The 13,875-nt window shown below is 62.5% G+C and carries 13 protein-coding genes; 5 read left to right on the top strand and 8 right to left on the bottom strand.

From position 1 onward, the window contains the following. Positions 1 to 82 precede the first annotated feature (82 nt). On the bottom strand, positions 83 to 685 hold the full coding sequence (locus JGU71_RS27685; protein ID WP_199708373.1) for a class I SAM-dependent DNA methyltransferase: 603 nt from the start codon (positions 683 to 685) through the stop codon (positions 83 to 85). Positions 686 to 732: 47 nt separating this feature from the next. Here JGU71_RS27685 and JGU71_RS27680 point away from each other — a divergent pair, with 47 nt between their 5' ends. The 4 genes from JGU71_RS27680 to JGU71_RS27665 all read left to right on the top strand — a co-directional run bounded on the left by JGU71_RS27680 (position 733) and on the right by JGU71_RS27665 (position 4,509). Then, positions 733 to 1,092 carry a cupin domain-containing protein gene (locus JGU71_RS27680; RefSeq protein WP_199708372.1) on the top strand — a complete coding sequence of 120 codons (360 nt, stop codon included), beginning with the start codon at positions 733 to 735 and terminating at the stop codon, positions 1,090 to 1,092. A gap of 161 nt (positions 1,093 to 1,253) precedes the next feature. Next, positions 1,254 to 2,714 carry an MDR family MFS transporter gene (locus tag JGU71_RS27675; RefSeq protein WP_199708371.1) on the top strand — a complete coding sequence of 487 codons (1,461 nt, stop codon included), beginning with the start codon at positions 1,254 to 1,256 and terminating at the stop codon, positions 2,712 to 2,714. A gap of 73 nt (positions 2,715 to 2,787) precedes the next feature. After that, on the top strand, positions 2,788 to 3,273 hold the full coding sequence (locus JGU71_RS27670) for an SRPBCC family protein (RefSeq protein WP_199708370.1): 486 nt from the start codon (positions 2,788 to 2,790) through the stop codon (positions 3,271 to 3,273). An 87-nt stretch (positions 3,274 to 3,360) separates the two neighbouring features. Next, on the top strand, positions 3,361 to 4,509 hold the full coding sequence (locus tag JGU71_RS27665) for an oxygenase MpaB family protein (RefSeq protein ID WP_199708369.1): 1,149 nt from the start codon (positions 3,361 to 3,363) through the stop codon (positions 4,507 to 4,509). On the opposite strand, the gene JGU71_RS30290 is transcribed toward JGU71_RS27665, so the two are convergent. From JGU71_RS30290 to JGU71_RS27640, 5 genes are all read right to left on the bottom strand, one after another. Beyond that, positions 4,510 to 8,265 (bottom strand): VWD domain-containing protein, encoded by a 3,756-nt coding sequence (locus JGU71_RS30290; protein ID WP_199708368.1) that lies wholly within the window; start codon positions 8,263 to 8,265, stop codon positions 4,510 to 4,512. It abuts the gene before it with no gap. Between the two features lie 72 nt (positions 8,266 to 8,337). Next, complete coding sequence (locus JGU71_RS27655; RefSeq protein WP_199708366.1) at positions 8,338 to 9,816, bottom strand: flavin-containing monooxygenase; 1,479 nt, start codon at positions 9,814 to 9,816, stop codon at positions 8,338 to 8,340. After that, positions 9,816 to 10,136: a hypothetical protein gene (locus JGU71_RS27650; protein WP_199708364.1), complete on the bottom strand. Its 321-nt coding sequence runs from the start codon at positions 10,134 to 10,136 to the stop codon at positions 9,816 to 9,818. Before JGU71_RS27650 ends, JGU71_RS27655 begins: the two co-directional genes overlap by 1 nt. Before the next feature lie 99 nt (positions 10,137 to 10,235). Continuing rightward, positions 10,236 to 11,222 (bottom strand): zinc-binding alcohol dehydrogenase family protein, encoded by a 987-nt coding sequence (locus tag JGU71_RS27645; protein ID WP_199708362.1) that lies wholly within the window; start codon positions 11,220 to 11,222, stop codon positions 10,236 to 10,238. Further along, complete coding sequence (locus JGU71_RS27640; protein ID WP_199708360.1) at positions 11,219 to 11,986, bottom strand: class I SAM-dependent methyltransferase; 768 nt, start codon at positions 11,984 to 11,986, stop codon at positions 11,219 to 11,221. The genes JGU71_RS27645 and JGU71_RS27640 overlap by 4 nt, the downstream gene beginning before the upstream one ends. Before the next feature lie 192 nt (positions 11,987 to 12,178). Here JGU71_RS27640 and JGU71_RS27635 point away from each other — a divergent pair, with 192 nt between their 5' ends. Beyond that, on the top strand, positions 12,179 to 12,505 hold the full coding sequence (locus tag JGU71_RS27635; RefSeq protein WP_233530207.1) for a DUF4333 domain-containing protein: 327 nt from the start codon (positions 12,179 to 12,181) through the stop codon (positions 12,503 to 12,505). On the opposite strand, the gene JGU71_RS27630 is transcribed toward JGU71_RS27635, so the two are convergent. Together JGU71_RS27630 and JGU71_RS27625 are read right to left on the bottom strand one after the other, a co-directional pair. Then, positions 12,506 to 13,324 carry an SGNH/GDSL hydrolase family protein gene (locus JGU71_RS27630; RefSeq protein ID WP_307829937.1) on the bottom strand — a complete coding sequence of 273 codons (819 nt, stop codon included), beginning with the start codon at positions 13,322 to 13,324 and terminating at the stop codon, positions 12,506 to 12,508. A gap of 46 nt (positions 13,325 to 13,370) precedes the next feature. After that, on the bottom strand, positions 13,371 to 13,865 hold the full coding sequence (locus tag JGU71_RS27625; protein ID WP_199708358.1) for a MarR family winged helix-turn-helix transcriptional regulator: 495 nt from the start codon (positions 13,863 to 13,865) through the stop codon (positions 13,371 to 13,373). Positions 13,866 to 13,875: the final 10 nt, after the last annotated feature.

Genomic DNA, 13,875 nt, shown 5'->3' with positions numbered 1-13,875 from the left:
CAAAAGCGTGGAGCCAATGCGACATTCGACCCGAATAGCGGTACCACTGTCACATTCGCTCCGGGCTTTGCGGCTGCGACGCCTAGTTCGCCCGCGCGGCGAGAGCGGCGTGCGTGCGAGCAGGATCGGTGCCTGGTCGCTGGACTCGTTCGATCTCGTCGAAGCCCGCAGCAGCCAGAGCCTTGGACATCTCGTCGATCGGCCAGCGGTAGGCGGTAGTCACCTTGTGCGCGAAAGGCTCGACTGCGTCGCCGTGAAAGAAGCCGACGACAAGAGTCCCGCTGTCCGACAGCAGCTTTCGAAAGTGGTTCAGGGGCGTCGCCAATTCGTCCGGGGCGCAGTGGATCAGCGAGTACCACGCGAGAATTCCCCCGAGCGATCGGTCGGGTACATCCAGATCGAGCATCGAGCAGACGTCGAACGTGACATCCGGCCGATTCGATCGGGCATTGTCGATGAACTCGGGTACCAGGTCGATACCCCGAACATCGCGACCGAGGTCGGCCAGAAATCCGGTGAGATGGCCTGGACCGCAGCCGGCGTCCAACACGACCCCGGCGCACGTGCCGAGGTGTCGTTCGATGAACTCGAGGTCGTCGGGATCGGTTGCGCCGATCTCACCGAACAGGCGGATGTAGGTGTCGGCGATGGCGGAGTAGCTGCGTCCGACGCGGTCGTTGTCCATTGCGCCGACTCTACGAGTGCGCCAGCTCAGCGGATCGAACCCCGCGCATGCCCGCCGCGAATCGGCTTACCTTCCTGAGTGCGTGTTTCGTTGTCTCGAATGCGTCAGAAGGCAAGCTCGGAGCGATCTTCGACGGAGTCGAGGTGTTTGCCGAACCTGGCGACTTGATCCTCGAGCCACGCGGTGAGTGGCACACCTTCTGGAACCCGAGCGATAAACCCACCCGTGTCCTCGAACTGATTACGCCAGGTGGTCTCGAAGACTTCTTCCGCAAGATCGACCTCGGCGTAACAGACGAGGAACTCGACAGGCTCGCGGCCGCCGCGCAGTGCGACGTCGACATGGCCCAAACCGGTCCACTTCTGGAGAAGTACGGACTGACGTTCGGCGGGGAGATCGCCCCCTGATTCTGTGAGGCTGCTCACCCAGCTCGGCGTTATCCCTCGGCCCCGGCAAAATTCGTTCGATATTTTTGCCCGTCTCGTGTCGAATCGTCTACACCGCGTTCGACGTATCTATAAGCGGGTGGTCACAAGGGCTGCACCGAACACCGATCCGAGGGGGTCCTATGACTGTCGCCACCGATGTAGTCGATCCAGCCGATTTCGAAGAATCCGCCGAGAAGACCACCGGAAAGACGCCGCTGATCATCAAGCTGCTCGTCGCGGCGACGTTCGTGGTGATTCTCAACGAGACGATCATGATCAACGCGATGCCGAGCCTGATGGTCGACTTCGAGGTCACCGCTCGTACCGCACAGTGGTTGTCGTCGATATTTATGCTGACCATGGCAGCCGTCATCCCGATCACCGGCTGGTTTCTGCAGCGCGTCACGACTCGCACCGCGTTCACGGTCGCGATGGTGGTGTTCGGAACAGGTACCGCAATCGCCGGGTTGGCTCCGACGTTCGAGGTGCTGCTCGCGGCGCGCGGTATTCAAGCCGCAGGCACCGCGGTGATGATGCCGCTGCTGATGACGACCTTGATGCAGGTTGTTGCCGAAAAAGATCGCGGTCGGGTCATGGGCCAAGTGACGCTCGCTATCTCGGTCGCACCGGCACTCGGTCCCGCAATTTCGGGCCTGATCCTGCAGCTCGGGTCGTGGCGTCTGATCTTCGCCTTCGTGCTGCCCGTTGCGGCCGGAGTGACGGTGTTCGGATTGCGTCACCTGAAGAATGTCGGTGAGACGAAGGTCGGTCCGGTGTCCTGGACGAGTGTCGCGTTGGCAGGTATCGGGTTCTCTGCGCTCGTGTACGGACTCAGTGAGATCGGTGCGCGCAGCGGCGGCCAGCTCGGCGTGATCATCGGCATCGGCGTGGTTTTCGTCGCAGCGTTCGTCGCGTACCAGCTGCGGTTGCAGTCGTCGGGGAGTCCGTTGCTCGATCTGCGGACGTTGAAGCACCGGAACTACGCCGTCACGCTGGTCCTGATGTCGATCGCATTTATGGCATTCCTCGGTTCGATGATCCTGCTCCCGCTGTATCTGCAGGACATCCGCGGTCTGTCCGCTGTGCAGACCGGTTTGCTTGTTATGCCGGGTGGTATCGCGATGGGACTGCTCGGTCCGCGTGTCGGCCGGATCTACGACCTGAAAGGCGCACGCGTCCTGGTTATTCCGGGTGCGATCGTCATGGTTGCTGCACTCGGTGCGCTGAGCCGGATCCAAGCGGATACTCCGTACGCGCTGATCCTGGTTGTCCACGTGATTCTGATGGTGAGTCTGGCGGCGATCTTCACGCCGGTCTTCACACTCGGTCTCGGCGATCTGACACCGGAGCTCTACTCGCACGGCAGTTCGCTACTCGGTACGTTGCAGCAGGTCGCGGGAGCGGTCGGCACCGCGGCCCTGATCGTCATTCTCGAGAATCGGTCGAGTGCTCTCGTCGAACGTGGCTCGGAGGCCGATGCAGCATTCGTCGGCGGCCTGCAATGGGCGTTCATTGCCGGCGCTGTGCTCGGCGTGATCGTCGTCGCGCTGTCGTTGCTGCTTCCGCCCAAGCAGGAAGGTGCGGCCGCGAGCGTGCACTAGAACACCCGAGAGGATCGTGAAGGGTCGGCGCCGATTGGCGTCGGCCCTTTGCCATGCGCAATAGAGTGGCGGAATGGGACGAACCGACGAAGCGTCACGCGTAGTCGATGCTCCACTCTCTCGCGTGTACGCGGCGCTGGTCGACCCGACCGCACTCGTCGAATGGCTTCCGCCCCAAGGCATGACAGGCCGATTCGAACATTTCGAGCCCCGGCCCGGTGGCACGTACCGGATGATCCTGACCTACGACGCAGTTCCTGACGGTGGCGGAAAGACCGACGAAGACTCCGACGTCGTCGAGGGGCGCTTCATCGAGATTTCACCCGACGATCGTGTCGTTTCGGCTGTCGACTTCGCGTCGGACGATCCGTCGTTCGACGGGACTATGACAATGACGTGGTCGGTCTCGACGGTTGCCGACGGTACATGCGTCGATATGCGCGCAGACGATGTGCCGGTCGGTATTTCGGCGGAAGATCACAAGGAAGGCATGGAGTCCTCGCTGGCCAACCTCGCTGCGTACTTCGATGAGCGGCGGGATTCGCCCGGCTCTCGCTGACCGAATTCAGCCCTCGTTTCGGCGACAGGTGCGTACGCTCCAATAGAGGACAAAGCCGTCCTTTTGTACACTCCTAGGAGTCGTCCCATGGCTGCTCTTCTTGACATCAACACCGTCTTCACCGCGATCGACAAGCTCGGCAAGGTCGGCGATGTTCGCCTCGACCTGATCAAGAAGAAGTACGAACCAGCCGCGGACTACGGCTTCTTCGGTCCCGGGTCGATGACCTGGAAAGTGTGGACCTACCCCAGTTCGGCCCTGATGGGTTTTATGCGGGCTGTGACGATCGAGCAGCTCGACCCGAACCTGAATGCGTCCGTCGAAGCGTCGGGCGGTGTCCGAGCGCGTACCCGCACCCGCTATGAACGGACGATGCGGTACTTCGCTCTGGTGGCTGTCGGTGAAACGGCCAGCGCGACAAAGGCCTCCGACATCCTCGTCAAGGTTCACTCGAAGGGTATCGGTATAGACCCTGTTACGGGCAGCCGATACGACTCCAACTCGCCCGAATCGCAGCTGTGGATTCACATGACTGCGTGGCATTCGATCCTCTACTGCTACGAGATTTTCGGTCCAGGCAAGCTGACCGAGGAGGAAGAGACGCAGTATTGGGCGGAGTGCGCCATCGCTGCGGAATGCCAGACGATCAACCCCGACGATGTTCCGCGCAGCCGCGAAGCTGTGATCGAGTTCTTCGAATCCTGGCGACCCCGTTTGGCAGCATCCGCGCTCGCCCAGTCGATGACCCGAATGATCTTGCACCCCGAGCTGGCTATGCCGCAGGACCTGCCCGATATCACCGGACCGATCATGAGCCTGATCGGTCGATTCGTTGCGTCGGCAACGATTTCGACGTACCCGCAATACATGCGCCAAATGTTCGGCATCCAGCAGTCGGCTGTCGAAGACAAGGTTGTTCAGACCGCGATGCGTGCGCTGATGACAGCTGTGAACAGCAACATGCATCTCTACGATGCGGTCTGGTCGTGGCTGGTTCCTGGGACTGCGCCGATCATGATGCCGGCAGTGTTGGGGATACCCGCGGTGTCGGAGGTGACGATGACGCCACGCGAGGCGCAGAAGCTGTACGGCTACGACATTCCGGCGGAAGCGCACATGGACCTGCGCCGCAAACAGGAAGAGCGTGTCTTCGGATCGCACGAAGCACCCAGTGACGAAGGCCTGATCGAATCGGAGGCATTCTTCGGCGGTATCAAGGGCGTCGCGACGGTGTAGCTACCGACCGACGAGCCGAATTGTGCTTGTCCCGAGGCCATCCCGCGTCGGATCGATGACCAGTGTGTATGGCCCGGACGTTGGCAAGGCTGTCGTGTCGATTGCGCCTTCTCCGTTGATGATGCATCCGCCCGCGAGGCGGCTGCCGTCCGGTCCGCGGAGAATCAGAACCTCGCATTGATCCGGTAGATCGGAGTTTTTCGCTTCGACAGCGACGCGCTGACCTGCCGAGCCGGTGAATGTGAAGGTCGACACCGCACCTGCTTGACCGATCCTCGATGTCGCCTCGCTACCGATGGACAACGGTGCATTCTGGTCGGTGGCGCTGGTCAGCTTCACCGCCGCGTTGCCAACATTGCGGACCTCCGGGTCGATGACGATCGTGTAGCGTCCGCCGGCCGGAAGTGTTGTGCCGTCGATGAATCCATTCCCACCGATGATGCAGCCGTTGCTCAGCGAGTTTCCGTCCGGACCCCGCAGAGATGCAACGCCGCACTGGTCGGCGAGATTCGACTGCGGAACGTCGATGAACACCTTCTGCCCGGGCTTCCCGTCGAAGGTCAGTGTGGCGACGGCGCCGGGTTGGCCGATCTTTACGGTCGCTGAATTGCCATCGACAGAGATCGGCGATGTCGAGTCGATCGCGCTTGTGACTTCGATTGTGGCGGAACCTGTTCGAGCGTCCTCCGGATCGACGACGACGCTGTAGCGGCCGTCGGTGGGCAGGCGCGTCGCGTCGATGAATCCTGTTCCCGAAATGATGCAACCACTAGCTAGAGCGTTGCCGTCGGGGCCACGCAGGCTGATGACGCCACACTGATCCGCCAGATCGGAGTTCGGTACATCTACGAAAACCTTTTGCCCGGCACGTGCGTCGAAGGCAACTTCTGCGATCGCACCGGCTCGGCTGACGGATGCCGTCGCTGCTGCTCCGTCTATCGAGAATTGCGCATTCTGGTCGAGGGCCGTGATGACCTTGATCTGCGTCTTCCCAGTCGCGCCGGCGGCAGGGCTGACAACGATCGAATACTGGCCTGCGACAGGCAATTCGGTGACATCGATCGAGCCTTTGCCGGCAATGATGCAGCCGCTGTTGATCTGGGTACCGCCGGGATCCCTCAGTTTCAGCACACCACATTGCTCGGGCAGATCAGACGAGGCATCGACGAAGATCTTCTGGCCTACCTTGCCGTCGAACGTCAATATTGCTTCGGCGCCGGGCTTGTCGACCGACAGTGTCCCTTCAGCGACCGACGTGCCGCTCGCTTGCCCAGCGTTGACGATGACAGCTTCTGTCTCGGTGGCGGCCAGCGCGATCGCGGGTTGGCCCGTGACCAACAGATCCAGGGCGCAGGCTTCGTTCGCAAACCGATCCCGAATGCCGAGGCCTGTGCACACCGCCTTCGCATTGGCTCTCCGGTCCTCCGTGTAATCGGTCAACACGGCCGGATGCTCGGGAAAGTCTTTGTCGGTGAACGTCTTCGTGTTCTGACCGTCTGCGTAGGTGAACAGTGAGGTGTCGTCGGTGATCCGCCAACTGTCGGCGTAGTCGCCGTAGACGGCGTCGAATTCCGGTGCTCCGCCTGCTGGAGACTCGATCGACGACCCGTCGCTCGCAACCAGGTCGTTGCCCTTCGTGCCGTCGCGTGTGCCGAGCAATCCGACCGAGTCTTGTTGTTCTGCAGCAAGTCCGACGTATACCGACAAGGACGGTCCGTACGTGTCGACCCATAGCGCAAATTTTCCCGGCGCACGGACGGTGTAGCCATCCATGGCATACGGGGGGCTGTACATCAACCGTCCGCGTTGCACCGTCGCGCCGTCGGTCAGGTCGGCGGTACCGTTCTGCCACGTTGTCGGTTCGCCGTTGCGACGGACTGCGATGCCATTCTTGTTGTCCAACGCGAATTCGATTGTCTCGGCTCCGAACCGCACCGCGACGGCCGTTGCAACCGACACCGTCGTCGATGCGTAGCGCGGCGAGAACCGCACCTGCACCTCGACCGCGTCCGTCTTCGACAGCACGAACTCGCCGGCGGCTTGGAAGTCGTACCCGTAGCCGTCGAAGGTCAGAAGATGGGGTTCACCGAATGCACCACCGGACGGTCGGCCCGGCCCGCCTGCGCTGTCGTTGACGCTGTTGCTGTCGCTCGGCGGCGTTCGGTCGCCGTCACTGTTGGGTAGGCCAGGTCCGCCGGCACTGTCGCTCGAGCTGTCGCCGGAATCGCCTGGCGCTCCGCCGGATCCACCAGGAGGCGCACCTGCGCCGGGGGGAGATGCGCCGCCACCAGGAGGTGCACCGCCACCAGGAGGTCCGCCACCACCAGGTGCTCCACCACCACCGGAAGGTGTTCCGCCGGGCCCGCTCGAATTGCCGGAGCCGCCAGCGCCGGTATCTTCACCGGGCAGCGGATTGGCATCGTTGTCGCTGCACCCACCGGGCGGGACTCCTTTGCATTTGCCTGCCTCGCGCGCCTTCTTCTGCATGTCGTTGTCGCAGTCGGCGAGGGTCGGTAGGGGGATAAAATTGCCCGCAGCGTCTTTCTCGCCGTGCGTTTGCCGCAGCGGAAGCGGCGGCTTTTGGGCTGCGCGGTAATCGTTTTCGGCCCGGGTGCCGCGCACCTCCAGGATGCGAACCCCGGTGTCGCCGCAGAACGATTCGCCACCGGAACCACGGGCATAGTCGCTGGCGTGGACAAGTTCGTGGTACAGCTCAGCGCATTTTTCCGACGGAATACCGCCGGACAGAGGTGCTGTCTGATCAGGGTTCCAATCCACTTGGATGTCGATGCCTGGATGGTTCGTCGCGTTATTGACTTTCGACTTCTTGACCAAAACCAGGACACCGTCGCGTTCGATTGCTTCGAGAACGGATGCGGGATCGTTTCCCGGCGTGCGGAAATGGTCGACGCATTTCGTGTACTCCTGTTGAAACTTGTCGAACTGGGACACGGGCGCGGCGATTTCCACGTCTGCGACGGCGGAGCGAACCCCCACACCAGCGATAACAGCGACGGTGGCAGCGACTGTGCCGACGAACCTGAGTGTGCGCCGGGGGATCCACTTCGAAATATCCACGGCGACAAAGACAACCGCGAGGACGACAGCGCCGAGTGCGATTCCCACACCAACCGGGAGCCAGCCGACACCCCCGCTCTCGCCGCCGATGCGAATGTGCGCAATGACAACAGAACTCGATCCGACACACGTGGGTGGGTCAGCGCCTCGCACAGTAGGGCTTGTGTACTGAAGGGCAACTGCATAGTCACCGTCGCCGTGCAATAGATAACGCGCCGCGATAGCGTCTCCCGTCGGCATCGGGGTGTTGACGCTGAGTGCCGATTCGTCGGGCCGTCCAGTCGGGACGACGGAAAGCTCCACGGGGAGGTTGTCCCCGGGCGCAACGGTGCGTAGCGACGCGCGCAGGATCTCATCGAACGAGTCACCGTAGAAGGCGTAGTCGAAGGTCGGGGTGATTCGTGTGCCGTCCCGCTCGAGCGAAAGGATGTGGACCGAGCCGTCCGTGATGTCGGGGAGCGCGCACGTGGACTCGCTGTTGTTGGTCAAAGTCATTGGGAGTGTCAGGTATTCGGCCGCAGTGCCGTCGATGTCGGGGGCGCTCAGACCGATCGAACTCGGCGTCTGATCGGGTGTCGGGATCGAGGGTTCTTTGTCACGAGAACATCCTGCCGCTCCGGAAAGTGTCAGCAGGATGAACACAACGGCGAACAACCAGCCACGTGAATTCGACGACATGGCGCCTCCAACCTTCGAGGATCGTGCCGTCAATTGTTGCAAGCGAGATCGCGGTATGTAGCGAGTAGTGCGCTACTCGTTTTCGACCAGTGACCAGTAGTTCTGTTCTCGTTCGGTCAGATCGTTCGACGTGATCGCACCGAACTCCGCGGCCTCGCGAGCGAACCGTTCCGGGGCGTCGGGGAGAGCGTCGGTTCCTTCGAGTCGGAAGCAACTCGGTGCCAGCGGGCCGAACAGCAGTGCTCGACGTAGTTGCGGCCAGTTCTCCAGGTGCGGCTCCACACCCGCGGCGCGGGCAAAAGCTAGGGCCGCCAAATTCATCCGCGTTTTTTGCGACAGTCCGCGTCGAGCCCGGTAGGTCTCGATAGCCACCCGCTGCGCGCTTTCGTTCACGGCCGCAACCGCCCCGCCCCAGGTATAGGCGATCCATCTTGCTTGCAGTTCCAGTGGAACGAAGTAGCCGCCCGACTGGTCCCACATGCCCATAAAAGCGAGGCAGGGAAGATCGGGGTGGAAGGTGTAGCGGTCAGCGTCGAGATGGACCTCGTCCACGTCGAGTATCGCGCGGATCTCGTCGCTCAGAAACGGCAGGTTCAGGTCGAATCCGGTGCCGAACACGATTCCGTCGAAGTCCGCGGAACGACCTCCCGCGAAGGTGACCGTGCTACCAGCGACCGAGTCCATCCAGGGCTGCACTGCAATTCGACCTTCTGCGACGAGGGGAAGGTAGTGCTGGCTCAGGGTGACCCCTGCCGCGAAAAGCGAGGGATTGGGTGCGGGCGCGCCGTATTGCTCTGGGCTGCCGCCGGCCTCGACGACGATCTCTTTCAATTGCCGATCTATCTCCGCGGGCGCGAGTATTTCGCTCGCCAGCACGCCGTAGCGCGTGAAGATCCGGTGGTCGGACGGAACACCGGCGGCAAACTTCGGGAGCACGTATCTCTGACGCCGTTGGGTGAGAACAACTTCGGCGCCGAGCAGAGCTAGGTCGGCAGCGATCTCCAGAGCGCTGACCGCACAACCCGCCACGAGCACTCGTTTGCCGCGGTAGCGTCCGGGATCCTTGTAGTCGTAGGTCGACGACACTCCTTCCGAACCGGAGAACGTCCCGAGGCCCGGCACGGGCGGGATGGCGGGCGAGTGAAATCTGCCACTGGCCACCACAACCCGATCGAATGTTTCGGTGCCACCGGAGTGATCGACGAGCCATCCCGTGCCGGCACGACTCAGGCGGTCGACTTTGGTGTGCAACCGAATTCGGGCGGCCAGGTCGAATTTGTCGGCGTAGCGATTCAGGTAGTCGAGAATGTCACCGGCCGATGGATGCGAGACGGTGGCCGTGTTCTCGAGATCGCTGAATGCCGTCAAGATGCGACTGGTGTTGGTATGCATGGTCGGCCACACACCGCTTCGGCCGGACAGCCCCGTCCATTGCCCGCCCAGCATCGGGCCCTGCTCGAAAATTGTCGGTTCGAATCCCTGCGACAACAGCCATCGCGCCGCGACGAGTCCGCCAGGTCCCGCCCCGATTACCGCGACGCTTCCCTTCATCAGGGAACTGTCGCACGGATCCGATGTGTGCGCTGGCGCTTGGCTGGTGTCCGTGGTGGAACCGGTCCCCACTGCGCCCATGCCCGCCGACCGAGTACCCAGAGACCTGCCGACAGGACGGCACCGATTGCCAGGAAGAGGGCGACCGCATAACGCCATTCGTAGAGCACGGCCAATGCGAGCCCGACCCACAGTCCGGCCAGTGTTGCGAGGTAGAGCAGTGCGCCGATGAGGTTCAGCGCGTTGATTTGGGCACGCGGAATCCGGAGCGGCCGTGACCACCGAAGGGGTCCGGCGCGTACTTCGATCCGTATTCCCATCAGGACTCCTCGGCGACGCGAAGCCCCGAAGCTAGCCCGTGCGCGGCATCGCTGTCGCGCAGACACGCTCGCGCCTGCGTCATCGAGACCGGACCGCGACTACTCGGCGGTCGTCACAACCAACTTGCCTGCCGCGTTGCCCGATTCCATATACGCGTGGGCTTCCTGGATCTGGTCGATCGTGAAGACCCGGTGCACGGGGACTGTCGCTTTACCGGCTCCGACGGCGTCGAGAAAACCCTGCAGGACTTCGGCGGACAGGTCACTGGCATCGCCGCCGTACGCGGACAGTCGGACGCCGCGGGGTAGGTAGTCGATGGGATAGAACTCGTCGACCGTCCACTCGTTGGACAGCATGCCGGTGAAGCAGACCACGCCGTGGACTCGTGTTGCGCGCAATGTATCCGGCAGCGTCGGTGTGCCGATCAGTTCGAGAGCTTTGTCGACGCCGCCGTCGACGATTGCGCGTACCTCGGTGGCGATGTCACCGTGGTCGATGATGACGTGGTCGACGCCGATGCGTTTCAATGCGTCGACTTTGTTCGGGTTGCGGGTGGTCGAAAGGACCTTCATGCCAAGCTGTTTGGCGAGAATCGCGGTTGTCATGCCGACGGACGATGTGCCGCCGCGGATCAGAATCGATTGGCCCGTTTGCGCGTCGAGACCGATGGTGAGCGACCCGTTGGACGTCTGGAGCATTTCGGGGACGGCGCCGAGTGTCGCCCAGTCCAACCCGCTCTCGAATGGAATAACCTGGGCTGCAGGCACACTGGTGTACTCCGCATAGCCGCCGTCGTATGTACGGCCCATGCCGCCCATCATCGCTGCGACCTGCTGGCCAACTGTGAACTCGCCACCGGGGGACGCTGCGACAACACCGACCGCCTCGATGCCGAGCACCCTTGGAAAGGTGACGCCATCGGCAAGACCGAGCCTGGTATGTAGCTCGGATCGGTTGAGCCCGAACGCTTTCACCTGGATCAGGACCTGGCCTGGGCGAGCCTTGGGAATTGGCAACGCGCGCAGCTGGAGCGCCTCGGGCGGTCCGGGTGCATCGAGGACGACGGCCCGCATGGTGTCTGTCATACGACCGACAACTCCGCACGAAGCTGCAGAAAGCGGAACAAACCTGGTCGGCCGACAACCGCCTCGTAGCGGTCGACGACAGCGTCGACGAAGGCTGGAACATCGGCGGGGTCGAGTCGTGCCGTCCAGTCGGCGAAGCCGACAGTGCACCAGCCCACAAACGCGTCGCGGGACCCGAAGTCCCATTCCCGGTCGGCAACGGTGACGTCGACGACGTCGAGCCCGGCGGCCGTCACCGTTGCTGTGAATTCGTCGACCTCTACATGAACGAACGGCGGGACGAAGTCGGTGAATGCGCCCGCCCAGCGCTGGTCTGCAGCGACGTCCATGGCGACCTGCTCGACACTGGGACGTTCGCTGGCGCAGACGAATTGGACCAGTACACGACCGCCGGCCCGCAGGGCGCGCGCGATGTTGCCGTACGCCGCCGTTTGCGCGCGTACCCAGTGCAGGGCGTTGAACGAGACGACGACGTCGAACTCGTCGTCGAACGTCATCGACGTCACGTCGGCAACCTCGAACCCGACATTTGTCGGTTCTTGCGCCAGTTGTGCGGTTGCGATCATCCGAGGCGACGGGTCGACGCCGAGCACGGATCCGTGCGGTAGTCGTGCAGCGATCGACCGTGTGACGAAGCCGTCGCCGCAGCCGACGTCGAGAACACGTTCGTCACCTCGAACCTGCACTGCTGCAAGTGAATACTCCGCCATCGTGCGTTGCAGCGAGCTGATGTGCGCGTACCCCGCACCATCCCAGTCGGCCATCGATTGCTCCCAATGCTCGTCGGCCCCCGTGGCCAGCCTAGAAGGGCGCTCCGCGCCTCGTGAGTCTTTTCGGAGGGCCCGCCCTCGCAAAGTGCGCACGAGGTTCGAAGCGCCTGAACTGCCTCCAAATCCTCCGGCTGGGAGTAGCTTCGCAGCAAATGACCTGCCAGTCTGCATCCGTGAGGAACGATCATGATGACACTCCGCACCGCTTCGGCAGTCCTTGCGGCGCTCGCTTCGGCAGCACTCGTCTCTGCTGGATGTTCCGTTTCCGTCGGAACCGCCAAGGTCGACAAGGACGATCTGGCCAAGCAGATCAGTACTGAACTGGAGGCTGAGGTCGGTGAGGCGCCGGACGAGGTCACCTGCCCCGATGATCTGAAGGCTGAGGTGGGTGCGACTCTCACCTGTCAACTGACGGGGCGAGGCGAAACCTACGACGTAACGGTCACGGTTACCTCGGTCGACGACGACGACAACGTCAAGTTCGACATCAAGGTCGCCGACCAGCCGAGCTAGCTAAGAGGCGGTCTCCGCAGCAGCGGCGAGCGCATCGGCAATCAGCCGATGGCCTGCCTGGTTGGGGTGGTCGCCGTCATCGGCAAGCAGATCGGTTGGATCGTCCGACCCGGTCCGACCCTTGAAGACGTCGAACAGGTCGACGTAGGTGGCATGACCTCTGGTGGCGGCCGCGGCGATGACATCGTTCGCGCGTCGAGTGAGCGCCGCAGAATCTACGAGAAATTGCGGACCGTACAGCGCCTCTGCGACGTCACCGTCGGGAAAGACATCCCAATAGCCGGTGACGAAGACGTCGGTGAGTCGACCGTCCCGCAATTCGGCAACCCGACGCAGGACGGTGTCGAGCGTCGTCTGTAGCCGGTCGAGTCCAGGATCGAAGCACTCGAGTTGATCGTCGCCGCCACAGTCGCCGTCGAAGTAAGTGTCGAGGTCGGAGTAGAAGTCGTTGGCCCCGATGGTGATTGTGACGACGTCCGAATCTCGAACCGTCTCTGCGTCGTCGCTGTCGACGTCGAGGGAGTCGAGGAGGTCATCGCTGGTCCAGCCTGGAACACCAAGATTTGCAACGTCGACTGGACGTTGTCGATCAGCAGCGATGCGAACGCCGAACAGTGCAACGAACGACTCGCAGTCGTCGCAGTTGGTCGCGGCAGCAATCGAGTCGCCGAGTGCTGTCAGTCGCAGGCTCGGAGCTGCCATCTGGAACGGAACAGCTGGACCCTCGACCGTGGTATTCGGCGCCGAGCAGCCGAGCGCAAGCAGCAGTGCTGCAAGAATCGGCGCGCCGAGCAAGCGGCGAGAAACGGTCGACGTCACGTTACGAGCGTAAACGGGCTCGGATGGTGACGCCGGACGAGCAGAGTCAGCCCGCGGGCCGCGGCCAGGGGTTACCTTCCAGATTCTCGATCGATTCGTTGAATTTGGCGATCAACGAGGCCATCTTCTCGATGTCGTCGTCCTGCCATTCGGCAAGAACCTTGATGACTCCGCTGCGGCTGTGCGTGCGGTCTGCAACAAGCATCTCCAAACCCTTCGCCGTCGCACGAACCTTTCGTGCGATGCCCCCGTCGGGATCGGCTACCCGTTCGACCAGGCCTTGTTTCCGCATGGCACCGACCTGGCGATTGATCGTCGAGATGTCGAGCCGGAACGCCTCCGCGAGCTCTTTGAGGCTTAGCGGGCTGTCTAGTTCCAAGCGCACCAGAATCAGGTACGCGGAACGGTCGAGCTGCTGGTTGGGCCGGTATTTCGCCGAGGCGAGGTAGTGCCGCGAGAACAGTGTCAGTTCGTATTCGAGTCGGGTGAGTGCGACGAGGTCCTCGGCGGCAGTCTGTAGAGCGGGCGCAGTCTCGGGCATAACTAAATTG

This window comes from Antrihabitans stalagmiti, assembly GCF_016482825.1.
Taxonomy (GTDB): Bacteria; Actinomycetota; Actinomycetes; order Mycobacteriales; family Mycobacteriaceae; genus Antrihabitans; species Antrihabitans stalagmiti.
This window is presented reverse-complemented; position numbering and strand designations above follow the sequence as displayed.